The organism is Desulforamulus putei DSM 12395 (assembly GCF_900129195.1).
In the GTDB taxonomy this organism is placed as follows: domain Bacteria; phylum Bacillota; class Desulfotomaculia; order Desulfotomaculales; family Desulfotomaculaceae; genus Desulfotomaculum; species Desulfotomaculum putei.
Genome location: NZ_FQUY01000017.1, coordinates 1 through 25,590, shown reverse-complemented (window position 1 = coordinate 25,590; position 25,590 = coordinate 1). Strand labels below are relative to the sequence as shown.

Below are 25,590 nucleotides of genomic sequence, written 5' to 3'. Positions count from 1 at the left end.
TGGCAAGACCGTTGGTTATGTTCCTTTCGCATAAAATGGAATAGTATGCGGCTATTTAAAGAAATAATTAAAAGATGTCCGGCACCTAGGATATTAAGATATCCGTGACATAAACACCGGCAGCACCGGCGGCCAGGAAAAATTCACGGTCCTGCTCAACGGTCCGGCCCATGGTGGTGACTTGCAAGTTGTATTCCTGCAGGGCCTCCAGTGTCGGTTGGGCATCTATAATGGCAATGTCATGTTTCTGGCTGATGCCGCTTTGTTCTGCCTGCTGCAGCAACAGCTCCATCTTTGCCGGCTCCAGTTTCGGCAAAGTCACCGTGGCTTTTGTTAAGGCGATCTTCCCCAGGGCGGTACGGGTATGGTGGCTGATGCCTTGGTGCCTTGCCCGGGCATCCGCAAAGCTGATACGGGGAATGGCAACGGGTTTGCCTCCCAGGATATTGACGGCATTGATTATTTCACCCTGCTCCACCCCGGTAAATCCATAGCAGGAACCACTGCCCACAATGCCCGGTCCCATGGCGGCGATGATCACGTCCACCCCGGCCACGGCTTTGCAGGCCAGCAATCCCGTGTAGATATTGATGGCCTCCAGGTCACCCCCAAAGGCATGGCCACAGGTGACGGTTTGGTGAATAAGTCCCTTTTCCTTAAGCTCAAATACCACTCTGGAGAGAGCCATGGGTAAGGCTGCGCCGTCGGTCATCAGGTAAGCTACCTTCAACCTGTCGCCCCCCAGTTTTTTAATAACGGCCGCCACCGGAGCAATCATGCTGTGAAGGGTTCCAACAATCACCGGGGTTCCTGCCAGGGAATCGGTTTGCTGCATGATTTCCGCGTAGAGACTGTCCGGCTCCTCCACAGCAAGGACTTTGACCTGGCAGGGGCTGTACCGCAACTTCATGATATGTCCTTCTTCTGAAAGTTCTTTTTCCGGGTTGGACAGGTTTGCCATAACAAAATGAGCACCTCCGGTGCCCAACTTTTTATAAACAGCGGTGGTATTTAAAATCACCCGGTCTCCCGGCCGCAGCGATCCCGTGAGGCCGTCATAATTGACGGCCCGCCGGCTCTCGCCCTCCACCTCCACCAGGCATTCCGTAATTCCCGGCCTGCTTACGATGACTTCCCTTACGACCCCCAAACGAGTACGAATCAAAATAAAGCCCCCTTGGTTTTGGTAATCAAGCTGTACATATAAGGGTTTATCTTTAGTCAGCTTTTCTCTGTATTAAGTAAAACAGGATTGTTATGTAAACTAAATAAAACCCTCTGTGGAAATTATTTACATAATTGCCCTTCACTAAACCGTTACTGCCTTCCTTAATCCAAACCCGGCTTTTCACCAAGAATTATTAACTCGGTATAATTGTTTAGCATGGTGAAAAAAATACCCTAACCTTCTTTGTCTAACGGCAAAGATTCTTTTCGCTCCAGCTTCTTTTCAAGTTCATTCAGCCGGCGGGTTAGCTCCTCTATAGTTTTCTCCAGCCTGGGAATGGTGGAAACTGCTACCCCTTCTTATCCAACTTCTTCTCAATCTCGCCCAGGCGGGTTTTTATTTCACGCAACTCCTCTTCCATTTTCCCGAACTGTTTCCTAGAAGTACGGCCTGTTAATAGAACATAGACCAAACGACCGAACACTGCCATGATCAGCACGAGAACAATAAAGTTGAAGAGTTGGGCCAGCAGGGTAGCGTTAAGACCCAGACCTTCCATGGCACACTACTCCTTTATTCCCTGGGCCGCCTTGATGATCTCAACCATGAATTGTGCGTTTGCCACCAGGTTTTCTTCAGTAATAAATTCCTCTGTGGTGTGAACCTTGGACATGCCTATGCCTAAATTGGCACAGGCAATGCCCTGGCCGTTGAAAATATTGGCGTCACTGCCACCGCCGGTTTGCCCCAGGAATGGTTTTACCCCAATGTTTGCTGCTGCCTGCATGGCAATACGGACCGGCAGGGATTCCGGGGCTAAATTGATGGGGTCGTATTCTTTTACCACATCAATTGCCGCTGTGGCTCCGAATTTCTCCGCCGCCTTGTTAATTTCGTCCACCATGTGGTCGATTTGGTCCTTTGCTTTGGTGGGGTTGATGCTGCGGGCTTCCCCTTTGACGGTGGTTTGTTCCGGTACAATATTGGTGGCTACACCGCCGGAAATCAAGCCGATATTAGAAGTGGTTTCTTCGTCAATACGGCCTACCTTCATGTTGGCAATGGCATGGGATGCCACCACAATGGCGTTAATGCCCTGTTCCGGAGCAATTCCCGCATGGGCTGCTTTCCCTTTGATGGTGGCGGTTAAGCTGTACTGGGTAGGGGCTTTAATGATGATTTCACCCGGAGGTCCACCGCTGTCAAGAACAAAACCGACCCTGGCTTTAATACGGCTGTAGTCCAAATTTTTGGCGCCCACCAGGCCGATTTCCTCCGCCACGGTAAAGACCACCTGGACGCCGCCGTGGGTAATATTCTCCTCCTTAATAACCCGCAGGCATTCTAATATGGCCACAATGCCTGCTTTATCATCGGAACCCAAAATGGTATCTCCGGAGGAGGTGATCATACCGTTTTCCCGCCGGGGTCTGACTCCTTGACCGGGTTTTACGGTATCCATATGGGCGGAGAGCAGCAAAGGGGGCCCTTCTCCTCCGTTTCCCGGCAGGGTGGCAATGACATTGCCGGTTCCCCGGCCTACCTCTACAAAACCACTGGCATTGTCCTCAAATACTTCAAGGCCCAGGGCTGCCAGTCTCTCCTTGAGCAGGTCGGCCAACTGCCGCTCTGCGCCGGACTCACTGTCCACCTGGACCAGTTCCATAAACTCCTGAATTAATCTTTCTGTGTTAACCAAAGGGGTCACCTCCAGATTTTTCTACCTGTTGTCCACCAACTTAATACATGGACAAAAGAAAGTCAAGCCGGAAGCATACATTCATTTATATGCTGCCGGCTTGACGGAGCGTATTCTTTTTTATTTTTTCATTTCCCTGGCCAATTGAGCGCCCTTTTCCAGTGCCTGCTGGTTAACCGGGATCATGTTGTGGCGCCTGGGAGGCAGAACTTTCTTTAAGGATTCTACCACAGACTCAATGGAGACAATGCCGGTTAATTCAATTAAGGCGCCAAGGATCACGTTGTTTGCCACCTTGGTATTGCCCAGTTCCTCGGCAATTTGGTTGGCCGGAATTTCCATCACCTGAACATCGTCCCGTTTTACCTTTTGGTCGACCAGTGAAGAATTGATTAAAATGTACCCTCCGGGCACCACGGCTTTTTCAAACTTATCCAGGGAGGGACGGTTCATTACGATCAGTGTGGTGGGTTCGGTGACCAGGGGTGAACTGATGGGTTCGTCGGAAATGGTAACACCACAGTTGGCGGTACCGCCGCGCATTTCCGGACCGTAAGAAGGAATCCAGGCCACCTGTTTATTTTCAATCATCCCCGCGTAGGCCAGCAATTGGCCGGTGGAGAGAACCCCCTGTCCGCCAAAGCCTGCGATTAAAATTTCCTGCAGCATTTACTTCACCTCCGCCGGTTCTTTGTACACACCGAGAGGATAGTACGGAATCATGTTTTCCGCCAGCCACTTTAGGGCCTCTTTGGGTGACAGGCCCCAGTTGGTGGGACAGGTGGAGAGCACTTCCACCAGGGCAAAGCCCAGGCCGGCCTGCTGCACTTCAAAGGCCTTCCGAATGGCTTTCTTGGCCTGCAAGATATGCTTGGGGTCATGTACCGAAACCCGGGCAATATAAGCCGCCCCGTCCAGGGTGGACAGCATTTCGGAAACCTTTACGGGCAGGCCGGCAGCATCCTTTTCCCGTCCCTTGGGGGTGGTGGTGGTCTTTTGGCCCGGCAGGGTGGTGGGCGCCATCTGACCGCCGGTCATGCCGTAAACGGCGTTATTGACAAAGATGGTGGTAATCTTTTCGCCACGGGCAGCGGCATGAACGATTTCCGCGGTTCCGATGGAAGCCAGGTCACCGTCCCCCTGGTAGGTGAACACCATGCGGTCGGGCAATGTGCGCTTGATGCCGGTGGCCACGGCAGGAGCACGACCATGGGCGGCCTGGAACATGTCAACGTTAAAATAATCATAAGCGAATACGGAACAGCCGACGGGGCATACGCCCACAGTGTTGTCCCGAATCCCCATCTCGTCAATCACTTCAGCCACCAGGCGGTGGATAATGCCATGGGTACAGCCGGGGCAATAGTGAAACTGCTTATCTGTCAGGGCCTCCGGACGCTTAAATATAACCTTTGCCATTATTCAGCACCCCCTGCCATGATTTTTTTAACCTCTGCCAGAACATCCTTGGCCAGGGGTACCATGCCGCCGCTGCGGCCATAGAAGTGAACAGGCTTCTTGCCGTTGACAGCCAGCCTTACGTCTTCAAGCATTTGTCCCATGCTCATTTCAATACATAGAAACTTTTGGGCATGCTCCGCAGCTCTGGCATAAACCTCGGACGGGAAAGGCCACAGGGTAATGGGTCGGATCAAACCGGCTTTAATGCCTTCCGCCCGGGCTTTATCCACCACGGATTTGGCAATACGGGCCGCAGTGCCAAACCCGGTTAACACGATTTCGGCATCGTCCAACCGGTATTCCTCCCAGCGGGTTTCTTCGGCGGCAATCACATCATACTTGGCAAACAGTTTTTTATTCAGTTCTTCACAGTCCTCGGGCACGATGTATAAGGAATTGATAATATTGGGTTTTTCTCTGCCCTGTAAGCCACCGGCGGCCCAGGGTTTGGCAGCAATCTCGGGCACTGTCACCTCATCGGCCAGTTCCACCGGTTCCATCATTTGCCCGAGGATACCGTCCCCAACCAGCATGACCGGGGTCCGGTACTTGTCGCCCAGGTCAAAGGCCACCTGCATCAGATCGATAATTTCCTGCACAGAGGCGGGCGCCAGTACGATTAACTTATAATCCCCGTGGCCGCCGCCCTTGACAGCCTGGAAATAGTCGGACTGGGCCGGGGCGATGTTGCCAAGGCCGGGCCCCCCGCGCATAACATTGACGATGACACAGGGAAGCTCAGCCCCTACCAGGTAAGAAATTCCCTCCTGCATAAGACTCAATCCCGGGCTGGAGGAGGAAGTCATCACTCTGAAACCGGCGCCGGCAGCCCCATACACCATATTAATGGAGGACGTTTCACTCTCCGCCTGTAAAAAAACGCCGCCCACCTCCGGCATACGTTTTGCCAGGTAGTGGGGTAACTCACTCTGGGGGGTAATGGGATAACCAAAGAAATGACGGCAGCCGGCCCGGATGGCTCCTTCGCCGATGGCCTCGTTCCCTTTCATCAGTACCTTGCTCAAGCCTGCTTCTCCTCCTTTACAACTTCAATGACTACGTCCGGACACATGCGGGCGCACATAGCGCAGCCCTTGCATTTATCCATTTCCACCACCGTAGCCGGGTGAAAACCCATGGCATTGAAGTGATCGGCCAGGACTATAATCTTTTCGGGACAAACCGTAATGCACAATTCGCATCCTTTGCAACGTTCTTCCCGGAATGATACTGTGGCCAAATTTTATTCCCTCCTTGATTGGTTAATTGATATATTGGTATAAAAAATAATCCAGTATTTGCCCCCATTATATATAATCTTTTCCGGGGTTTGACCCCTAACCTTCTCCGCAGACCTCCTCCCAGGGAGTCTTCATATAAAATTCCAGGGGCAGAATGGGAACTCCCGGTAACCGTGCTGCAACTTCCTTTACCAGGGAACCGGGGGATGCCATAAAAGCCACCGGCAGGCCGAGTTTTTCGGCCATCTCCGAGACTTTGCCGTAGCCTTCCACCATCACCTGAGCGTCGGTCTGACGGCCCAGATTGGTATTGCTGACAAGTCCCGTCACCTTAAGACGGGAGTTGGTCTCAATGCTGCGCATGATTTTAACCACCCCGTCAAAATCCCTGGTAAAGGGACGACAGGTGTTGACAACAAAATAAAGATCGAAGCGGCCCTCCGGCAAGAAAGGCTTATAGGCCCCCAGAGCAACGGCTCCCACATCGTCGCCACCCACGTCACAAACGCAATAACCTTCCGCCGCCTGCAGGGCTCCCCGGATGGCAGGGGTAAGGGCCGGCACATCGGCATTGACCAGGTGCCCGGGCGGGCATACCACTTGCAATCCCTGGCTGGCCAGGTTATCCTTGGCCAGGCGGGTTCGAAAATAGGGATTGATAATATCCAGATCCACCAGGGAGACCTTTTCCCCCCGCCGGTGCAGCATGCGGGCAAAATTAATGGAAATCTCAGTTTTGCCGCTGCCGAGGTTAGCAGTAAAAATAGTAATAGGTTTTATGTTAACTTGCATTTTGCAAACCTCCGCCTTTTACTTACTATTTCGCTTTCATCTTACAAAATACCTTCCCCGGCGGGCTTAAAAAATACCCCAGTTAATACATCTTTAATTGATATAAATAAACCTAAACATCAAGGAATGCCCGGAATCTTGCTAACCTATTTTTTTAAATCCAGAATCATTTCCTTTATTACTAAGTCCGTAACCAGCCAGGCAAGCTAAAGCAAGTGACATAAGCTTCCCCTCAGGTGTATCTGCCCGGGAAGGCATTACAATGGGGGCTGAGGCACCTAACACCAATCCGGCCATTAGCCCACCGGCGAAATACATGATGGACTTCGCCAGCAGATTGCCAGCCTCAATATCCGGCACTAGCAGAATATCCGCATGGCCAGCCACTAAGCTCTTGATCCCTTTAGATTTGGCTGAATTCTCATTGACAGCAATATCCAGGGCTAAGGGGCCATCCACGATGGCACCGGTAATTTCGCCTTTCTTAGCCATCTGGGCTAGGTGCTGTGCTTCAATGGTTACAGGCATTTTAGGGCTTACCTGTTCATTAGCCGACAACAAGGCCACCTTAGGCAGGGTTAGGCCAAGGGAATGGCAAAAATCAACGGTGTTTTGGCAAATTTGTTTCTTTTGTTCAATATCAGGGGCAATGTTTAACCCTGCGTCAGACATGAATATCAACCGGTCATAGCCATTGATCTGGAAAACTGCCACATGGCTAAGAATTTTGTCGGTACGCAGACCCCAATCCCGATTTAATACAGCCTTTAAGAAGGTGCTGCTGTTTACCAATCCTTTCATCAATACCTGGCACCTGCCGCTGCTTACCAGCTTAACGGCAAGGTCCGGTGCTGCCAGGCCGTCTGCCTGGTAAATTTCCACATCATTTAGGTTAAAGCCCACATCCCAGGCAACGCGTTCGATTTCGCTCCGGGGTCCTACCAATACGGGCTCCACAAAGCCGTGTTGCATAGCTTTTTTCAAAGCCAACAGTACCCTCTTGTCCTGGGCGTTGGCCACACTAACCTTCAGTTTGGGAATCTTATTTAGCTCCTCAAAAACCTGGGCGAAATTCTTAAACATTCTGCTAAATCACTCCATTTTTAAGAACGGTAGGTTAGGGCCGGGTTCTTCGCCCGTTAATACCCGCTGCGCACCCAGAACCAGAGATTCCATCTTCTTAACCCGGGAGTACCACCGTGGGAGCAATAACGGGCAATCCCGCCTGTTAAAGCGATACGCCCCCAGGTGGCCACAACCAGTTTAATTTCTATATATTCTGAACTTACTCCATTTTAAGCAAACTTGTTTCTTCTACTAGCTAAGGGCCTCCACAGGGGTACCCAACCTAGTTGCCAATAAATTTATTCTGTAATTTGCCAATTTTTTCAATTTTACTTTCTACCAGTATGTCTGCAGCTTTATAGGTGGGAATTTTTTGTTCCCGGGACATTTCAAAAATTTGAAGAAGGGTATCATAGATTAAGTCGGCCTTTTTCAGGCAACGTTCCTTGTTGAAGCCCTGCAGTTCATCTGCCACCTGAATCAACCCGCCGGCGTTGGCTACGTAGTCCGGGGCATAGACAATTCCCTTTTCCTGCAACATATCACCGTGACGATCTTCGGCTAGCTGGTTATTGGCTGCACCCACAATGGCTTTGCATTTGAACTCTTTGATGGTATGATCGTTAACCACAGCACCCAGGGCATTAGGGGAAAAGATGTCGCACTCTACGCCGTAAATCTCCTCAGGTTTAACAATCTCTACATCCGGGAACATTTCCTTTACTTTATTGACATTTTCTTCAAAGATATCGGTGACAATCACTTTTCTAACTTTTTCGTCATGCAGGTGTCCTACTAGCAGTTGACCGACCTTGCCAAGTCCCTGTACCGCTACAGTCAGTCCCTCCAAGGAATCGGTGCCGAAGGCCTCCCTGGCAGTGGCTTTCATTGCTTTCCAAATGCCATAGGCAGTGGTAATGGCGGTATTGCCGCTGCCACCGTATTCTTCGGGCAAACCTACCACATACTTAGTTTGCTTGCCCGCACAAACAAAGTCCATCGATGTGGTACCTACATCTGTGCTGGTGATGTAACGACCCTTTAAAGTTTCCACAAAGGTACCCAAGGCCTGGAAAAACTCATCGGACTTATCTTTTCTGGGGTTGCCTATAACAACTGTCTTGCCACCGCCAAGGGTAGCACCCGAAACAGCACATTTATAGGTCATGCCACGGGAGAGACGCAGCGCGTCCACAATGGCATCCTCTTCGGTGTCATAGTTCCACATTCTGCAGCCACCCAGAGCAGGACCCAGTGTGGTATCATGAATCGCGATAATAGATTTTAAACCGGTGGCTTTGTCATAATTAAAGATAATTTGTTCGTGGCCGTACTTTTCCATTTCTTCAAAGATACTAAAGTTTTTCTGTTTTTCATGATTAGACATAAGTTTTACCCTCCCCAGACTAGATAAATATTTATTTTATTGTTGTATATCGCAAATAACATGCCAGGTGTTTAAAAATTATGAATTTTTTCTAGAACTGTATACAGTCTACACGATAGTGTTTTACATTACTTACATCCCGGAACTCTAGGTTATAGACCTGCTGATAAATAAAATTGACAATATTTTTTATCAAATGATAAAAAATATTGTCAAATCAGTAGCAAAGCACCCAAAAAAGCACCGTCAAGGCACTTTTTCTATTCAATTACCCGGATGAAAACAGCCGGGTAGGTTAATGATGAGTCTTCTGTTTGTTGGTATCTTACCGGATTTAGGTTAATTCCGTCCCAACCGGTCCAGGTAATTCAGCATTTTGTTTTTCTCGATGATCCTGGTGAGACTGTATTTCTCAGTGAATAAGTGGAACCCGATTAAAAATACCAGGTAACCGATTTTAGCTGCCTCCGGCAAAACCAACACGGAAGTAATCCCGATGGTTGCCCCCAGGGCATTGGAACCGGTATCCCCCATCATGGCCTCGGCCCGCAGGTCAGTGGGTAAGTAGGCCAGCAATGCCCCTGCCGTAATGGCAGCCCAAATCAAATTGCCGGAGGGCCAGCCCCCAAAAAATAACAGCAGGACCCCCAGTAAAAACCCTTTACCGGCCCTGCCCGGCCGGAGGTCCAGCAAATTAATGGCGTTTACCGACAGGGCAATGACCAGAGTATTGATGACAACCTCCTGCCAGCCATGGCTAATGGCGCCGGCCACTGCCAAGGACATAAATCCTCCTGCCGTCAGCTTCAGTCCCCCGGTGGTTAATTCCCCACGCATCATTTTTTTAATATGCCCCTTTAGCCCGCTGTCCGCCCGGGAACCAAAGACATCATCGGCCATCCCCAGCAAGGTCATAGAACCAAGGGCAAAGAGATAAATGAACCCCATTGTACGATAATGCTCCGGTGCTATGAATATAAGCAGGCTGGTGGGCAAAAGGGCACTCAGGAAAAATAAAAACCCCGCCCCTACGGGTATGTTGTCACCCCGGAAGTTGGGCCTGACAAATCCTGCCTCGGTAATTAATTTTAACACGCTGGACAGGATAAACCTTGCCACTCCGAAGGCCACAAGTGCGGCAGGAAACAGGAGCCAGTAATCCTTTTGGAACATGGGAACACCTCGCATCGGACGTCGGTCGTCAAACGTCAGGAGTTTTATAGCCATCAGCCAATTTTAGGACAGATGTATGTGTAAGTCAAGGGGATAATTGGTAAAAATATATTTTTACCCAGACTGTAGACAAACCTAATAGTAAGCGGGCAGCCTGGCTATTCCAAAAGCGAAGCGGGCAAGTAAGAGGTGAGATGTGAGAAGTTAGAGGTGGGAGGTCTTTCTCACTTCCAACATCTCACTTCTAACCTCTCAATTGCCAGGCTGCCTGCGCGAATTTTGTCAGCACTCTGTGGTAAAAATATATTTTTACCCTTAATGACTTAGCCTGCATTGACTTAAGAAAGTTATTTTATGTAAACCTTTATTGAGGCCGGCTAGTTTTTTATATGCAAGACCGTGCAACACTATTATTACCAAAAATTAGTGATAGGTTACTCCCCAAACCTACAGGTGCCAGGGCCTTTAGTTATCTCTAAAGTGTCCTGGCACCTTGTTTTCTTTGCATTTTATTCACATCGTTGGGTTACCGGTTTCGTGCCCGTGTGAAACCGTATTTTAGGAAACAGCCGGCCAGGACTCGGGCCACGTGCACAAATTGTTTGCCTCTGTGCATGAAACCCCTCAGATCCCTGCCGGTCTCAGCGTGGGACATTCGGGTAGGAACCTCCAGCACACGGAAACCTTCCTTTGCCACTTTGATGGTAAGCGCTACTTCTACACCGTAACCGGAAGCAAAGGGGACCACCTTTTCCAGAACCTTGCGAGTCATGACCCTTTGTCCGGATAAAGGGGCATTGCTGTCTAAACCGGCAAAGTGTCGGATACCTGCCCGGGCCAGGTTTTTCACCAGGCCAAAGCCGCCTTTCTTTTTGGCCCTGGGGAACTGTGCGATGGTCATGTCGGCTTTGTTATTGAGAACCGGCAAAATAAGCGCCCTGGCCTCCACGGAGCTGCTGCCCAGGTCGCCGTCCAAAAGGGCCACAATATCACCGGTGGCTCTGGCCACTCCGGTATTGAGGGCTCCGCCCTTCCCCATATTGTTAGGCAGCGAGATTACAATGGCCCCGGCCTGCCTGGCCAGTTCTGCAGTTTCATCCGAGGATGCGTCATCAACCACGATAATTTCCGATACCTCAGGAATGGCCACGACCCCTTTCACGGTATCGGAAATGCGTTCCGCTTCATTATGTGCGGGGATTACCACTGACACTTTGGCCCGGTTTGCCATTACCCACACCTCCAGTGGCGGTATCAAAAGGTGGCAGTAATTGTTTGGCAGTGGGTTTTACCCCGTAATGCCCGGGTTTTCCGGCAATGGCCATCACCAACGCCAGTTGACCTGGAGGTGTTTCCACATTGTCCACCGTGCTAACCCTTTTCTTTTGATAGGCCTTCATATAGGAATAAGTAACGTCTGTCTCTTCAACCCCGAAAACGGGAAGTTTTTGCTGCAGGAAATAATCAATCATGGGATAATCCAGTATTTCCGTTTTTACCAGAGTTTGATCCTGACTGCCTCCAATGAATATTACCCCGTCAATTGGCACACCATAATCACCGGATAACTTAAGCAGTTCAGCCTGGGCCAATGTGTTCAAAAGGGCCTGCTTCTCGCCCGTTAAAATGCCCCTGGCAGTTTCTGAGGCAAGATGCTTTACAATGGCGTTGTCATCACTCACCTTGAGGTTTAACTCAGTGACCAGCTTGTCCTTGCGATCGGTTAAATCAAACCCGTCCAGGACAGTTGTAACAGATTGGACAGTGGCCCCGGCCATAGTTAACGTGTTGACCAGGTCATCCCGGAACCCGTAACTATTGGTTTCCACAATGGCCAACCGTTTACCGGCCAGCTTTCCGGCCACCAGCGGCGGTAAAACTTGCTTTTCAAACTGCTTCTGAATGTTGTTGTCAATTTCCAGGTTATTGGCCCTGGCTTGTACAGCTTCATTTTTTTGCCGTAATTCTTCCAATTGAATTTCCAATCTGTCGGCCAATTGCTGCTGCCTTTTTACAATAACCTCATTTCCCAGCACTGCACTACCAACTAAAATGCCTATGCCAAGGGCAATAAAAACAGCCACCAGAGAGGCAATGTGGTAGCGATAATCAATGATCACAAAACTTCCTCCTAAATACCAAAGATTAATCTTACGTTTAAAACCAGCAACCTGAATAATTCCCTGGTGGGGGGCGCCATGGCAATCACAACCGCAAGCGGAACCAGGCCAGCAAGCAGTATCTGGCCTACATATTTCATTTTGATACGATTTTTATAGAGCTGGCTGACACCCTTGGCATCCACCAGGATATCTCCAACCTTTAGGCGGACAAGGAAAGTACTGGCCATCCCCTTACGGCCCTTCTCCAAAAAATCCAACATATTGGAGTGGGTACCTACTGCTACAATCAGTTCGGTACCCTTTTCATAGGCCAACATCATGGCAATGTCTTCACTTGTGCCGGGGGCCGGAAAGACCTTTGCATTTAAACCAAGGGCTTTGATTCTTTCCATGCCCGGCGCCCTGCCGTCGGGATAGGCGTGAACCACCAGTTCCGCACCACTGCAAAGGGCCTTGTCGGTGGTGCTGTCCATATCACCGATAATAAGATCCGGGGTATAGCCAAATTCCAGCAGCGCGTCGGCCCCCCCGTCCACTCCGATGAGTATGGGATGTACTTCATCAATATAAGACTTTATGGCACTCAGGTCCTGTTTATAATTATGACCCCGTACCACAATCAAGGTATGTTTACCCTTAAAGGAAGTGTTTACTTCAGGTATGCTCAGTCCCCCGCAAACAAAATCCACTTCGTTGCGGGCGTAGTCAAGTGTATTATGGATAAAACGGGATAACACCCGATCCATACGGCTCCGGGATTGCTCCATATGCTCTTTAACCCGTTTTAAGGTTAATAGAGTTCCTTCTGCCAGGACTACGCCATTCCGTAAAACAACATTATCCCGTATCTCCAGTTCATCCCCTTCGACGACCCTCTCCATAATGTCCTTGCCAACATTATCAAGGATGGGAATACCGGCTTCCAACAAAGTGATGGGACCCTGGTTGGGATAATCATCGCTTAGCGAAGGTAGCGCATTTATTACCGCCTTTACTTTCGCGGCAATCAGCGAATCAGCGGCTACTTTATCAAGCTCATGATGACATATTACCGCAATCTCGTTAGAGTGAATTCTTTTTGCTAAATCTTTCGTTCTTTTATCTACTCGGGCGATTGCTTTAATATTCACTAGACAAATCACCACCTTACCAACTTTCATTCTAATGTTATAAGTACGTTAAGTCAAGTATACCCATATGAGTTTTGTGCTATTATTTGGCCAAAATGGCAAAAATTTCAAAATCAGTTAATTGCGTTTTATCAATTAAAAACTTTATTCTTAAATTTCCTAGGTAAAGGGTGAAAATATTCAAGTCATATCTCAACAAAAAAACCATTCCGTATTTTAGGGAATGGCCAGAGTGTTGACAAAGTCCGCGCAGGCAGCCTGGCAATTGAGAGGTTAGAGGTTAGAAGTTAGATGTTGGAAGTGAGAAAGACCTCCCACCTCTAACTTCTCACATCTCACCTCTTACTTGCCCGCTTCGCTTTTGGAATAGCCAGGCTGCCTGCTTACTATTTGTGGTTTGTCTACAGCCTGAAACTAATTGTTAGTCCATAGATAGTAACCATTTATACCATATTCTCAGGAACCCCCCCTCCACTTATTATCTATACAAAAGCCCCACTTTTTAAAGGTTATCAAAAATGTAGACGGTGGAGTTACCTTTTGGTTTTAGCATGAACATCAGGTCCCCTGTTTCTCAAGACCCAGATATTTCCACACACCAAAGGAGATGGTCCATATTAAGACAAATAAGAATACCAGCAAATACCCAAATCCATTTAAGTCCAGACTGTGTACCCAGTTCCAGAACCGCCCGTCCATTCCTATCTTTGGTGAAAGAACTTGGGTAATTTCAACCAGACCGATAAATAGCGCCGCCACAACCGATATACCGGTAATGGTTAAATTGTAATAGATTTTACGTAAGGGAGTAGCAAAAGCCCAACTGTAAGCATTGGACATAAAGACCCCGTCGAGGGTATCCAATAAACTCATTCCTGCAGCAAATAAGATTGGGAGAGACAGGATACCGGTCAAGGGGATGGTTTCCCTTACCGCCCCTGCGGAGATAGCCAGCAAAGCCACCTCACTGGCCGTATCAAAACCTAGACCAAAAAGAAACCCCAAGGGGAAAACATGCCAACTCCGGTTAATGAACCGGTACAACGGGTTGGCGAAACGGGCAATCAGACCCCGCGACACAAGAAGCTGCTCGAGTGTTTCAGGGTTGTAAACCCCACGACGCATCCGGATGAAAACCTGGTAAATATCGTACCATATATAAAGATTAATCAAACCGATAAAAAGAAGAAATACACCCGAAACGGTTGTTCCAATAATGCCCCCCACCTCTTGAAACTGGGGAAGCTTGTGCTGCACAAAATTCATCGCAACAATGGTAAACAGTGTCATAAGAAAAACCACAGAGGAGTGTCCCAGGGAAAAGAAAAATCCTATCCCCGTTGCGTCCTTTTTTTGATGCAGCAACTTTCGGACGGTATTGTCGATGGCTGCGATATGGTCGATATCAAAGGCATGACGTAATCCCAGCGTGTATGTTAGAAATCCCATCCCCAGCAGTTCCGGGTGGTCACTGCTGCCCAGCATCAAAAAAGCTAAGCCGAGAATGTGCATCCCTACAACAGCAATGCCATAACCCAGCCACTTCGGGCGACCCATTCTTAACCTGTTAATGTCGTTATGGTTCATCTGCAAATATCTCCTTTACTTAGGCACTGCTTCTTTCTTTTTTTAGATACCGCCAAAATAATTAGACACTATAATTGAATCAATTGCCGCGGGTAATTGGTTAAGATTTCATTGCTTCGATCTCCCACCAGAATCACATCAGTTACCCTTGGGCCACCAATGCCTGGCCGATAAATTGTCGGTAATAGCAAGTCAACCACCATACCGGCCTGAATGATTTCCGTTCTACCTTTACCGATAATAGGATAAAACTCGGATTGCCGTATCCCTACACCATAGCCCACATAATCAAGATAATGGTGTTGGTAACCGGCAGCCTCGATGATTTCACGGGCAGCTTTATCTACACTGCCGGCCGTTACACCCGGTCTTAAAGCATCAATGGCCCGTTGCTGGGCTTCCAGTAACAATTGATAAACCTTTACCTGTTCCTCCGGCACCTTACCCAGTGCCACAGTACGACACATTTTGGCACAATAACCCTGGTAATTTGCACCCAGGTGAATAATTACGATCTCCCCGGAATTTATTTGCTTATTACTGCTGCACGGGTGGGTTAACAGCGTTCGTTCACCGGATATGACTTGCGGCCGAAAAGGAGACCCGGTTGAACCTGCTTTTAGCATGGCATATTCTGCTTCAGCCAATAAATCCAGTTCAGTTACGCCCGGTCGAACGGCTTTTATGGCAGCATCCACACCACGGCAGACGATGGCAGCGGCCTCTTTAATATATGAAATTTCCTGTTCATCTTTTATTGAGCGCACCTTATAAAAAAGATCTCCGGCACCATAAAAATTGGACTCGTCAAAGGCCTGTCTCAAGGCATCATACATGGCGAAATCCACATAGTAGCGTTCAAAGCCAATTCTTGGCCTGTCATAACCATATTTCTGTATACACTGGACAACCTTACTGGCTACCGTTTCTTTGGGAAATAGATAACCATAGGTTATTAAACCGGTTTCTTGCTGGACGTAAGCGGCATCCAACCAAAGGGTAACAGCACAGGCCTCTCCCTCTTTGGGGATCAATACGGCCATGCATTCAATCTGGGTTAATCCCGTAAAATAAATGAGATTTTCTCTACCCACAACAAGGAGTAAATCCAGCTCCCTCTGTGTCATAGCTTCCTGTGTACGACGAATCCTATTCTTCAGGATCAATTCTCTCACCTACTTAAGTAAAACTAGACAAAAAGGACTGGCCTCTTACCCCTGATAAATAGGTAAAGGGCCAGTCAGGGATGCATGTAAAAACCTTTATTTGCTTACCGCTACCCCAGGCTTCATATTTACCGCCGGTTCTTTTTCATCTTGTTTAAAGTCCTGTCTTTCGGCAATCAAGGATGCCAGAACGCCAAATACAATGGCCCAGAAAGGTGCGCCGACTTGCATTAAAGAAACGTTGGAAGCGGCCACCAGGAAGGCCACCATAGCCCCTTTACGGAACTTTTGACTGAAGGCTCCTTCAAAGGCACTGATGAACACTTCAAACATGGCCAAACCTGCTACTACCTGCATAAATTCTTTGGGTGCCAGTTTGGCGCTTTCAACAGCCACCTTTGCCAAGAGACCGATGACCAACCAGAAAACACCTTCAAAAAAGGAGGCAATCCAGCGATATTCTTTGGTACCGGCCATATCACTGGAGCAGATGGCAGTGCTGGGACCGGCGGTAACTGCTGTATGACCGGCAAAGAGACCGTTGAAGAATGTCATAATGGAGGGTATGGTATACATCGCGTTAATCGGTGGGGTATAGCCCCGGGAAAGCAATACTCCTACCGCCTGAATGTTTTGTACACCCACCACCATGAAGAAGAGAGGCACGCCTAAAGCAATTAAACTTCTAAAATCAAAGGCAGGTGTGACAACGACTGGTTTGGCAATTTCCCAGGCAATAGGTACACTCTTCAGGAGACCGAAAGCTTTTAAGAGAATAACACCGATCAACATGGAAACCACAACACCAGGAACCTTACCGGAAATCCTTTTAAAGAAATGCCAAATAAAGAATACCGCTACCATTACGCCGTAAATGGCAGGCATTTTCAAGGCACTGGTAAACGCGTTGATACCAAAGCTAAGCAGTACTCCGGCTACCATGCCTAACATAATGGATATGGGAATATGTTCAATTAGTACTTTAATGACGCCTGTTGCAGTTAAGACCAGTACCAAAATTGAAATGGCAAAATAAACACCGACAGCGGAATAAATGTCACCGCCAGACTGCAGATATTTACCGATCAGAACCGCCCCGGGAATACTGAAGGCAATAACGACCGGTGTCCGGTAGTAAAGGGACATAAACATGGTAGCAATGCCGGCAAAAAAGAAAATTGCAAAAATCCAGGAAATTGCCATACTTTCAGTAAGTTGGCCATCCTTGGCTGCACTCATAACAATCATACCGGGACCCATGCTGCTGAACAATGCCCCGATTAAGCCGGTGGTCAGGCGGGGAAAATTAAGATTGGCAAAGACCAACTTAAGGCTGTCGAAAATATTATATCCCTTTTCCATTAGTTCGTTTTTCATATAGGCCTTTAGCCTCCTTATGATTTAACTAAGATGTCAGAAAAAATAATTATCTATAACTACAAAGGTACACGAAGAAACCAGATGTATGAAAAATCCATTGAATTTGCGGAAATTCAAGGTACATCTGGCTCCCATCGTAAATACCTATCCGAATATATCTACCAGGCGACGATGCTTTATAAGATAACTCCCCGCTGGCGTAACCATTTTGGCAGTAATTCTTCGTCTACCCGCTTGCTTACTTCAGGCGCCTTCTTCAGTAAAAATTCAGCCAGGGGTTCACTGACGTTAATGCCGCCCATGGCGCCGTCGAAAATCACAACTTTGTCGGTGCCGGTGACCTTATAAGCAAACTCCATGGCGGCTTTCAGGTCTTCGGCAACCATTGCATGCTTCATATAGGTAAGGTTTTGCGGATCCATGTTAAAGTGGTCAGCTTGTTCCTGCCCCACTACGACGGTGGGGATGTGTTCACTAAAGAAAGCGCTGGGATAGCCGGTCCAAGCATAGTTGTGCACACACATTTTGATAGCTGAATTGACCCGTGGGATGTCATCCAGCAGCGGCTTGCCCCGCTTGCCGTAGAAGGATTCGGTATACCAGGTATAGGCCGGCAACGCCGTATCCAGGTCATAAAGATCGGTATTGGCCCCGGCAAAGTTGGCATAAATGACACCGGCCGCAAAAACATAAACCACCGGGCAGGGGAAGTCAAGGACAGCAATGCACTCGTCGATTTCCCCGAATAATGTCATTATTTTGCCATAATATCGCAGGCCACTTTGGGTGATCCGGTCATTCAAGGCATAAAGATCGTTGTCCGCATCCACGTTAATGATGCCGTTGGGAGCTACCGTTAGGAAAGAAGCGAAGGCAAATTTGCTCTGTACAAAAGGAGAGTCAAAAATCGCTCTGGCGGTAAAATTCGCGGCCCGGGGCCCCAAGTTTTGGTGATAGGTGGAACGGGTTTCAATACGTGCGTAGGCCATGCCGAAGGGTTTAACGGCCCTGTCTACCTGGCGGTGGAAATGCACTTCCCGCACGTCACTGTTATGGGCGTGCACAATCCAGTCCGCATCATAGATTTTCTTAATCCCGTACAGTGTACCCACTTCAGTTTCAATGGGGATACCCTGGTCCACAGGAGCCACACCAATGGCTTTACCATTAAAGTGTTGATCCAGGCCGTACCGTTTGATATATTCTTCCGTCTCACGGAAACGCAAGCCTACACCGGCACGCAGGCGAATATTTTTACAACCTGTCCGTGCTTCGATAACATCTTTAATGGTTTTTAACATCTCCGCGTAGGGCTCGCCGCCCAACAGGGTAAACCCGTGGTGTGCAGCCAGGATATTGACTGAGTGTTCAGGCCTGATCATGCTCATGTCAACATTTTTCAGGCTCTCCTCAGTGGCTTTACGAATAGCGGCCACCCCTTCTTCACAGGGGAAGATTACCTCCGGCAGGTCCGGGAACAGTTCTTTAAGCATGACAGATGTCATACCCGGCAGATCCGCTGCCCGTGTTTTCACCAGTGACGGGTCAATACCGTATTGGGATGGCCGGGGTGCTAAAGGTGTGATCGGGGGACGCATTAAGAATCACTCCTTTCTTGTACAGGTGCATTGGCTACACGGTCTAAAATTTTAATATCTTCGTCAAAGTAGAAGCCGCGGCTGGCATATTTCTTTTTAACTTCTTCCGGAATCTCCCACACGGTTACGGTGCGGCCGTACCACTGCCAGCCCCCTTTGGGAGGTTCCGGTTTAATACCGGCAGCTTCCAACAGCCTTAGTACCGGCTGGATGCATTCCACTTTGCACCCGGTCCGCACCCCGGTTAAAAAGGAAATTTCTTCCGGCGAACGTGCTCCCTGTAAGATGGCTGCCGCTACTTCCTCGGCCCTGGTGGCAGTACAGTAGCAAATGAGCTGCTCTGGATTAAATTTGGCCCTGCGGCAAAGGTCTTCAACCAGGGCGTAATCTACTGCGCTGACATCAACCTTTACCAGTACGGGCTGCTCGAGTTTTACCATTTTAATAGCATAGTCCGGGCACCGCTGCTCGCAATTGGCACAACCGCGGCAGCGCTCGTTATCCACTACGGCTTTACGGTTTTCCATTTTGATGGCCAACACCGGGCAGATTCTTTCACAGGTCTTACAGCCCCGGCACTTTTCAGCATCCACCACCGCCAGTTGGTTTACAACTTTCATGTTACGCACCTCTTTTCTTGGCTAACTGGTAAGCTACATCAATGATCATATCTTCTTGACCACCGACCATCTTTTTGTTACCCAACTCAACCAGGATATCCCTTGGATCCAGATTAAATTTAGCAGCAGCCCGGTCAGCATGTAACAAGAAACTACTGTAAACACCGGCATATCCCAGCATAAAGGCTGAATTACGAACCACCTGAGGCCGATGCATGATGGGTTCTACCAACCCTTCCGCCACGTCCATAATTTTGTAGAGGTCAACGCCTGTCTGGTAACCTTTTTTATTCAGAACACCAACCAGGGCTTCAATCTGACAGTTGCCCGCTCCGGCTCCCAGGCCCCGGCAGGTTCCGTCTATATAGCTAGCCCCTGCTTCGATGGCAGCCAGTGAGTTGGCAGTTGCCAGGGTCAAATTATTATGGGCGTGGAAACCTACCGGCACACTAACGGTGTTTACTACGGCGCCAATTCGGGCCTTTACATCTTCCGGCAGCATGGCTCCTGCAGAATCAGCTACATAGATAACATCAGCCCCGTAGGATTCAAACAGTTTGGCCTGTTCCACAATTTTTTCCGGTGATGCCATGTGGGATAACATTAAAAAGCCAAAGGTTTTTAAGCCCATTTTTTTCGCCATGGCGATATGCTGCTGGGCAATATCAGCCTCGGTAACATGGGTCGCAACCCGTACGGCCTTGGCACCGTAGTGGATGGCCATTTCCAGGTCTTCCTGGGTACCAATACCAGGCAATAACAAAACTGTCAGAGTACCTTTTTTAATTACACTGCTGGCAGCCTTTAGCATTTCCTCTTCGCTGATGGCGGACCTACCGTAGTTAATTGACGAGCCGGCTAAACCATCACCATGGGAAACTTCAATGTATTCCACCCCGGCCGCATCCAGACCGGCCGCTATGGTGGCAATTTGTTCCGCGGTATACTGGTGGCTGATGGCATGGCTACCGTCCCGTAAAGTTGTATCGACTAAATGAATAGATTTTGTACCGCTCATGCTACCTCTCCCTTTTTCAATATTTTAGATGCCAATTTTTCAGCAACAGCGATGGCTGCGGAAGTTATGATGTCAAGGTTGCCTGAGTACTTGGGCAGGAAGTCACCGGCACCTTCAATCTCAATAATTGCAGTTACTCTATTGCCCTCAATGATGGGTGGTACACGTAAACGGTAGCCCGGTACGTAACTTTGAACTTGTTTTACCATCGCCTCCACTGATGCCAGAATGGCCTGTTCATCCGGGTTTTCCACCTCAACGTAAACAGTATCTGTCATCATCAGCGGCGGATCGGCAGGGTTTAGTACGATCAATGCTTTAGCTTTCTCAGCGCCGCCCACAACAGTTAAAGCCTTGGCTGTGGTTTGCGTAAATTCATCGATATTTTGTCTGGTACCCGGCCCGGCGCTTTTGCTGGAGATACAAGCGACAATTTCTGCATACTTAACTTTGCTCACCTGGTTAATGGCGTAAACAATTGGCACCGTAGCTTGCCCGCCGCAGGTAACCATGTTTAAATTGGGTTCAGTCTCTACTTGATCCAGGTTTACACAGGGTACTACATAGGGCCCTACTGCCGCCGGCGTCAAGTCGATGGCGATTTTACCTGCAGCTTTCAGCAACGGGGCATGCTGCAGGTGGGGCTTAGCACCGGTGGCATCAAAAACAATTTTAATTTCTTCATCCGCCAATACAGCCTGTACGCCCTCTGTGGAAGTTTTAATGCCCAGGTTGCGGGCCCGTTTAATGCCTTCGGATTCCACGATACCTGTCATTAAAGCCATTTCTAAATGCTCACTGCGAAAAATTTTGTACATGAGGTCTGAACCGATATTACCAGGACCTATCACTGCTACTTTTACCTTTTCCACATTCTCAGCTCCTTTGTTGCTAAATAAATTTAAGATTTAAGGTCCCCAGGGTATGGAAGGAAAGTGTAAAAACATCCCCTGCGGCAGCTTCCACGGCGGCGGTGATAGCACCGGAAAGAATAATTTCACCAGGTTCCAGGGCGATATCAAAAGCGGCCAACTTGTTAGCTAGCCAGGCTACTGCCGCAGCCGGGTGCCCCCAGACAGCTGCGCCCGCCCCGTTATTGATCATCTCGCCGTTCTTCTCCAGTACCATACCGATATGGCGCAAATCCAGCTCTTCAATGGGTACCATGCGGCTGCCCAGAACAAAGCGCGCGCTGGATCCGTTATCGGCAACGGTATCCGGCAGCTTAATTTTCCAATCTCGGATGCGGCTGTCGACAATTTCAATGGCCGGCATGATACCGGCGGTAGCCCGGTAAACATCGGCGATAGTTACCCCGGGGCCCTTGAGCCTGTCTTTTAAAATAAAGGCAAGCTCACCCTCAATACGGGGCCAAATCAATTCGTCCCTCCGGCAGGGCTGACCTTCCAGCAGTAGCATATGCTCGTACAAATGGCCATAGTCAGGCTCATTTACACCCAGAAGTTGCTGCATCCCCTTACTGGTAAGGCCAATCTTTTTACCGACGACCTTATGACCTTTCTCAAGCTGTAAGTCAACCTGAGCGAGCTGGATGCGGTATGCTTCCTCAACACATAAACCAGGATACCTATCGGTCAGCGTATCGATGGGTGTTTGGGTTGCTTCCGCCTTTAACAGCTCAACCGCTATGCTACGAATATCCATGTTTATTGCCTCCTTTTTTCATCATATTTTGCCACCGCTCTCTGATCGCTGCGGCGATATATTCTGCCAGTTTTGGTTTGTCAAAACCGGCTTGTATACCCTCTATTAACCGTTGACACCCTAATTTGGCCTCCTCGTGGGGGCCCGGCAAAGCCACCAGTCTGGCAATTCCCACCTCACCTACAGCAATTCTGACGCCTTCTTTATGGTGACGGTGATAATCCGGTGTAAACTTAAGGATCCACGGTGTAGCCGCACCCGGGTCCAGGCGGCAGATGGCCTCAACGCTGAAGTCTTTATCCTCTGCACCCACCCCGCCGGTGGTAATAATTAAACCATAACCCTGTTCTACAGCTGCCTCCAGATAGGAAGCAGCCATTTGAACATCATCCTCTAAAATACCGCCAAATTTTGTTTTAAACCCGGCTTTCTCCAACGCCCCTAAAATGTAGGGTGAATTGGTGTCCTCAATTTTACCGGCAATCACTTCACTGCCGGAAGCAAAGACAACGGCCCGGCGGGCAACAGCCTTCCCGATATTACCCGCCAAACGCGCTGAATCAACCAGTACTTGGGACGCTTCCTTTTCTCCCAAGGCGATTAAACCCAGTACGCCTTCGGAATGTACCATAGCGTTAGACGCCAGCTCTACACCGGGTATCCTTTGCAACTGCTGCAGAATTTCTTGTTGTTTACCGGCAATGGCGGCGGCTTCCACCTGACGTGTCAGAACATCAAAGGCAATCATTCCCGGACGTACATCAACCACCATTATTTCGTCTGACTGCATCCCTAAGGCTGCAGCGGTGGTGGCGGCCACTTGCCCAAGATTGACGTCCTTTAACTCAATTCCCTCAATCCAAAAGGTTGTTTTCTCCAGGAGATCCCATTTCATATCCACTACCCCTTTATTATGTCGAGACTGAAGTCAAGCATTGGAGCATCAATAATGGACCGGCCTACATCAACAACATCTGCTCCCGCATCAATTACTTTCGGCAGTTCATCCAGTGTCAAGCCACCGGCAAAAGCAATTTGAACCTCATCACGCCAGCCGCCACTCTCAGAAGCCTTTGTTACAGCGTGTAAATCATCCAGTTCACCCGTGTCAATCATTAAAATGCCTGCCCCTGCCCGAACCGCTTCCACCGCTTCCTCAAGGATCGGCTTTGTTTCACCCTTCAGCTGAACAGCCACTAGTCTTTCCTCTTCAAAGGCCTTGGCCCTGCTGACCGCTGCCCCAACCCCTCCAAACATGCGCACATAGTTTTTATCAAGATAGATGAACGGCACATCGGTGATCCGCATGCCAGCCCCACCAGTAGCAATCGCCTGGCGTAAAGCCGCTCTTACCTCAGGGGCCACCTTCTTCCAGGCCCCGCAAACAACCTTTATTCTTCCCTGACTCTTTCTGATAAATTCAGCAGCGGCAGTAGCAACCCCGGATGGTTTGCCAATCAACCCCAGCAACATTTCTTCCGCCTTGGCTACCTGTTCAGCTTCTCCACTGCCGGTAAGAACAACAGTTCCGTTTACTAAGGAGTGACCCTCCGGAGCAACCCAATCCACATGAAGAGAAAGATTGCTCAACATTTGCTTGAGAGAATTTACACCGGAGAAAAGCCCGGCTTCTTTGGCCCTGATGGAAAATGTAAATGTTTGTTCTTTCAGCGGCAAAAACAGAAATTCCCTGAGTTCCAAGTTCATCAACTCCTACTGGGATTGTGTTTGTAACCTAATGCCTGGGAAATTTCCATTGCTGTTTGACAAACCGTTGAGGTTATCTCCTCAAAGCGGTCTTCTTTAAGCCGGGCAGTGGGTCCTGATACACTGATGGCTGCACAGGCCCTACCTGAATGATCAAAAATAGGAGCCGCCACACAGGATAAACCATCCATAATCTCTTCAATATCAAAGGCATAACCCCGACCCCTGATCAGTTCTAATTCTTTTTCTAATACCTGCGGGTCAGTGATGGTATTTTTTGTATAACCGGGCAGTCCTTTGGTTTTAATAATTCGCTTAAGTTCGTTAGCTGGCAGATATGCCAAGAGAGCTTTACCAACTCCTGTACAATGTGCCGGTAAACGCATCCCTTGTGCAGAAACAATGCGTATTGATTGATTGCTTTCCCGCTTATCGATATACAAGACTTCCCCTTTATCCAACACAACCAGATGAACCGTTTCTCCAACCTGCCCAACCAATCGTTCAATATACGGGGCCGCCACCGAACGTACATCCCAGGAAGCCGCCACAATACTGCCAATCTCAAAAAGACGTACACCCAATTTATAGTTGCCGGTAAAGGGCGACTGGTCGATATATCCGAAATCCCTTAAAGTGGCTAACAAACCGTGTACAGTACTTTTAGCGATTCCAAATTTACCGGCAATCTTGGTCAAAGGCACTTCTTCCTGGCATGAAGCTAAATAATCGAGGATCATTAAAGCTTTAGCTACGGAACGTATTTGGGAGGTTTCTCCTGTTTTCTTTTCGACATTCCTTTCTAAAATGTTATTAACATACTTTTGAGTATTTACCAAAAAGTTCTCCCCCCTTCGTTTAAATATTAGAAGCCAAATAGCTCGTTCTGAATTGTCGAATGTAATTCGATAATAATTTTACAAAAATATTCCTTAATCCCACAATAATGAGAAAATTCCCTAATGACGGCCTTGGATTAAATATCTCGAAGCAATTTGTTTGATATTGTCAAATAGCGTTTCTATATATAGATATATTCTCCTCATCCTCTCATTTTCCTTTGGACTAATTAAAATTGTGTTCGATATAGCCGAATATAATATTGACGAAAAATTTCTAGTATTTATATTATTCTAATTATGCAAAATTTTTGTTTTTCATCCTGGTTAATTTTAAAATATTTAGGGTTTGCTGAATGGATCGCAACCCCATATAAATCAAGGATTTAGAAGTATGACATTGTGCACAAGACTCTTGGCAAACCAGGCAAAAGGCCGCGCACTTATCGTCAAATTGCTCGTAAAGCCTATCTCAGCATTGTCCGCAACAAGAAACCTGGGAAAAAAGCCGTCCGCAAAGCCGTTGGCCAGCAGCTACGCTATGTGAGGCGAAACCTGCGTGCCGTAGACCACTTACTTGCACTGGCTGGCGAAGGGCATGGACTAAGCCGAAAGCATCAGGAAACATTGAATACCATACGTAAGGTCTACGAACAACAGTATCATATGTATACCCCCCCCTGTGTTAGGATAGTTGTCATAGACCTCTAAAACATTTATAGTTATTTAAGCAGCATTGGGAGGAGGAAAATCTATGACAAGATACAGCGA

At 48.4% G+C, this 25,590-nt stretch carries 25 protein-coding genes; all 25 read right to left on the bottom strand.

What is annotated here, in order from left to right; genetic code table 11:
- Positions 1–85 precede the first annotated feature (85 nt).
- The 25 genes from BUB67_RS11065 to BUB67_RS10945 all read right to left on the bottom strand — a co-directional run bounded on the left by BUB67_RS11065 (position 86) and on the right by BUB67_RS10945 (position 24,819).
- Positions 86–1,165: a DUF3866 family protein gene (locus BUB67_RS11065; protein ID WP_073239492.1), complete on the bottom strand. Its 1,080-nt coding sequence runs from the start codon at positions 1,163–1,165 to the stop codon at positions 86–88.
- Positions 1,166–1,517: 352 nt separating this feature from the next.
- A complete protein-coding gene (locus BUB67_RS11060; protein ID WP_073239491.1) occupies positions 1,518–1,727 on the bottom strand; it encodes a hypothetical protein in 210 nt (69 codons plus the stop codon).
- Between the two features lie 6 nt (positions 1,728–1,733).
- A complete protein-coding gene (locus tag BUB67_RS11055; protein WP_073239490.1) occupies positions 1,734–2,867 on the bottom strand; it encodes a M20/M25/M40 family metallo-hydrolase in 1,134 nt (377 codons plus the stop codon).
- A 120-nt stretch (positions 2,868–2,987) separates the two neighbouring features.
- On the bottom strand, positions 2,988–3,536 hold the full coding sequence (locus BUB67_RS11050) for a 2-oxoacid:acceptor oxidoreductase family protein (protein ID WP_073239489.1): 549 nt from the start codon (positions 3,534–3,536) through the stop codon (positions 2,988–2,990).
- Complete coding sequence (locus BUB67_RS11045) at positions 3,537–4,286, bottom strand: thiamine pyrophosphate-dependent enzyme (protein WP_073239488.1); 750 nt, start codon at positions 4,284–4,286, stop codon at positions 3,537–3,539.
- The gene (locus tag BUB67_RS11040) at positions 4,286–5,353 is read right to left on the bottom strand and encodes a 3-methyl-2-oxobutanoate dehydrogenase subunit VorB (RefSeq protein WP_073239487.1); all 1,068 of its coding nucleotides are present in this window, start codon (positions 5,351–5,353) and stop codon (positions 4,286–4,288) included. Before BUB67_RS11040 ends, BUB67_RS11045 begins: the two co-directional genes overlap by 1 nt.
- Positions 5,350–5,568, bottom strand: a complete 219-nt coding sequence (locus tag BUB67_RS11035; protein ID WP_073239486.1) for a 4Fe-4S binding protein — start codon at positions 5,566–5,568, stop codon at positions 5,350–5,352. Before BUB67_RS11035 ends, BUB67_RS11040 begins: the two co-directional genes overlap by 4 nt.
- A gap of 97 nt (positions 5,569–5,665) precedes the next feature.
- Positions 5,666–6,361: a nucleotide-binding protein gene (locus BUB67_RS11030; protein WP_073239485.1), complete on the bottom strand. Its 696-nt coding sequence runs from the start codon at positions 6,359–6,361 to the stop codon at positions 5,666–5,668.
- 141 nt (positions 6,362–6,502) lie between these two features.
- On the bottom strand, positions 6,503–7,444 hold the full coding sequence (locus BUB67_RS11025; RefSeq protein ID WP_073239484.1) for a bifunctional enoyl-CoA hydratase/phosphate acetyltransferase: 942 nt from the start codon (positions 7,442–7,444) through the stop codon (positions 6,503–6,505).
- Positions 7,445–7,709: 265 nt separating this feature from the next.
- The gene (locus tag BUB67_RS11020) at positions 7,710–8,813 is read right to left on the bottom strand and encodes a Leu/Phe/Val dehydrogenase (RefSeq protein ID WP_073239483.1); all 1,104 of its coding nucleotides are present in this window, start codon (positions 8,811–8,813) and stop codon (positions 7,710–7,712) included.
- Positions 8,814–9,152: 339 nt separating this feature from the next.
- Positions 9,153–9,986, bottom strand: a complete 834-nt coding sequence (locus tag BUB67_RS11015) for a hypothetical protein (RefSeq protein ID WP_073239482.1) — start codon at positions 9,984–9,986, stop codon at positions 9,153–9,155.
- 526 nt (positions 9,987–10,512) lie between these two features.
- Positions 10,513–11,217 carry a glycosyltransferase family 2 protein gene (locus BUB67_RS11010; protein ID WP_073239481.1) on the bottom strand — a complete coding sequence of 235 codons (705 nt, stop codon included), beginning with the start codon at positions 11,215–11,217 and terminating at the stop codon, positions 10,513–10,515.
- Positions 11,174–12,106 carry a copper transporter gene (locus BUB67_RS11005; RefSeq protein ID WP_073239480.1) on the bottom strand — a complete coding sequence of 311 codons (933 nt, stop codon included), beginning with the start codon at positions 12,104–12,106 and terminating at the stop codon, positions 11,174–11,176. The genes BUB67_RS11010 and BUB67_RS11005 overlap by 44 nt, the downstream gene beginning before the upstream one ends.
- A gap of 11 nt (positions 12,107–12,117) precedes the next feature.
- Positions 12,118–13,239 (bottom strand): putative cytokinetic ring protein SteA, encoded by a 1,122-nt coding sequence (steA, locus tag BUB67_RS11000; RefSeq protein ID WP_073239479.1) that lies wholly within the window; start codon positions 13,237–13,239, stop codon positions 12,118–12,120.
- 558 nt (positions 13,240–13,797) lie between these two features.
- Entirely contained in the window at positions 13,798–14,826 is a 1,029-nt protein-coding gene (locus BUB67_RS10995) for a HoxN/HupN/NixA family nickel/cobalt transporter (RefSeq protein WP_073239478.1), read from the bottom strand.
- 68 nt (positions 14,827–14,894) lie between these two features.
- Positions 14,895–15,992, bottom strand: a complete 1,098-nt coding sequence (locus BUB67_RS10990) for a M24 family metallopeptidase (RefSeq protein WP_238457030.1) — start codon at positions 15,990–15,992, stop codon at positions 14,895–14,897.
- A 96-nt stretch (positions 15,993–16,088) separates the two neighbouring features.
- Positions 16,089–17,369, bottom strand: a complete 1,281-nt coding sequence (locus BUB67_RS10985) for a benzoate/H(+) symporter BenE family transporter (RefSeq protein WP_073239476.1) — start codon at positions 17,367–17,369, stop codon at positions 16,089–16,091.
- 179 nt (positions 17,370–17,548) lie between these two features.
- On the bottom strand, positions 17,549–18,970 hold the full coding sequence (locus BUB67_RS10980; RefSeq protein ID WP_073239475.1) for a hypothetical protein: 1,422 nt from the start codon (positions 18,968–18,970) through the stop codon (positions 17,549–17,551).
- Positions 18,970–19,590 (bottom strand): 4Fe-4S binding protein, encoded by a 621-nt coding sequence (locus BUB67_RS10975; RefSeq protein ID WP_073239474.1) that lies wholly within the window; start codon positions 19,588–19,590, stop codon positions 18,970–18,972. The genes BUB67_RS10980 and BUB67_RS10975 overlap by 1 nt, the downstream gene beginning before the upstream one ends.
- A 1-nt stretch (position 19,591) precedes the next feature.
- A complete protein-coding gene (gene dmpG / locus BUB67_RS10970; RefSeq protein ID WP_073239473.1) occupies positions 19,592–20,608 on the bottom strand; it encodes a 4-hydroxy-2-oxovalerate aldolase in 1,017 nt (338 codons plus the stop codon).
- On the bottom strand, positions 20,605–21,480 hold the full coding sequence (locus tag BUB67_RS10965; protein ID WP_073239472.1) for an acetaldehyde dehydrogenase (acetylating): 876 nt from the start codon (positions 21,478–21,480) through the stop codon (positions 20,605–20,607). Before BUB67_RS10965 ends, dmpG begins: the two co-directional genes overlap by 4 nt.
- A 19-nt stretch (positions 21,481–21,499) precedes the next feature.
- A complete protein-coding gene (locus BUB67_RS10960; protein ID WP_073239471.1) occupies positions 21,500–22,273 on the bottom strand; it encodes a 2-keto-4-pentenoate hydratase in 774 nt (257 codons plus the stop codon).
- Positions 22,260–23,168, bottom strand: coding sequence for a molybdopterin-binding protein (locus tag BUB67_RS10955; RefSeq protein ID WP_073239470.1), 909 nt, complete (start codon positions 23,166–23,168; stop codon positions 22,260–22,262). Before BUB67_RS10955 ends, BUB67_RS10960 begins: the two co-directional genes overlap by 14 nt.
- Positions 23,169–23,173: 5 nt before the next feature.
- Entirely contained in the window at positions 23,174–23,974 is an 801-nt protein-coding gene (locus BUB67_RS10950; RefSeq protein ID WP_084127715.1) for a nicotinate-nucleotide diphosphorylase, read from the bottom strand.
- 5 nt (positions 23,975–23,979) lie between these two features.
- Positions 23,980–24,819, bottom strand: coding sequence for an IclR family transcriptional regulator (locus BUB67_RS10945; RefSeq protein WP_238457029.1), 840 nt, complete (start codon positions 24,817–24,819; stop codon positions 23,980–23,982).
- Between the last annotated feature and the right edge of the window lie 771 nt (positions 24,820–25,590).

Coding starts and splice junctions, on each gene's coding strand:
- dmpG (WP_073239473.1), bottom strand. CDS start 20,608: ATGAGCGGTACAAAATCTATTCATTTAGTCGATACAACTTTACGGGAC.
- BUB67_RS10955 (WP_073239470.1), bottom strand. CDS start 23,168: ATGAAATGGGATCTCCTGGAGAAAACAACCTTTTGGATTGAGGGAATT.
- BUB67_RS11045 (WP_073239488.1), bottom strand. CDS start 4,286: ATGGCAAAGGTTATATTTAAGCGTCCGGAGGCCCTGACAGATAAGCAG.
- BUB67_RS11015 (WP_073239482.1), bottom strand. CDS start 9,986: ATGTTCCAAAAGGATTACTGGCTCCTGTTTCCTGCCGCACTTGTGGCC.
- BUB67_RS11030 (WP_073239485.1), bottom strand. CDS start 6,361: ATGCAAGTTAACATAAAACCTATTACTATTTTTACTGCTAACCTCGGC.
- BUB67_RS11060 (WP_073239491.1), bottom strand. CDS start 1,727: ATGGAAGGTCTGGGTCTTAACGCTACCCTGCTGGCCCAACTCTTCAAC.
- BUB67_RS11025 (WP_073239484.1), bottom strand. CDS start 7,444: ATGTTTAAGAATTTCGCCCAGGTTTTTGAGGAGCTAAATAAGATTCCC.
- BUB67_RS11020 (WP_073239483.1), bottom strand. CDS start 8,813: ATGTCTAATCATGAAAAACAGAAAAACTTTAGTATCTTTGAAGAAATG.
- BUB67_RS10960 (WP_073239471.1), bottom strand. CDS start 22,273: ATGGATATTCGTAGCATAGCGGTTGAGCTGTTAAAGGCGGAAGCAACC.
- BUB67_RS10975 (WP_073239474.1), bottom strand. CDS start 19,590: ATGAAAGTTGTAAACCAACTGGCGGTGGTGGATGCTGAAAAGTGCCGG.
- BUB67_RS11010 (WP_073239481.1), bottom strand. CDS start 11,217: ATGGCAAACCGGGCCAAAGTGTCAGTGGTAATCCCCGCACATAATGAA.
- BUB67_RS10985 (WP_073239476.1), bottom strand. CDS start 17,369: ATGAAAAACGAACTAATGGAAAAGGGATATAATATTTTCGACAGCCTT.
- BUB67_RS10980 (WP_073239475.1), bottom strand. CDS start 18,970: ATGCGTCCCCCGATCACACCTTTAGCACCCCGGCCATCCCAATACGGT.
- BUB67_RS11050 (WP_073239489.1), bottom strand. CDS start 3,536: ATGCTGCAGGAAATTTTAATCGCAGGCTTTGGCGGACAGGGGGTTCTC.
- BUB67_RS10995 (WP_073239478.1), bottom strand. CDS start 14,826: ATGAACCATAACGACATTAACAGGTTAAGAATGGGTCGCCCGAAGTGG.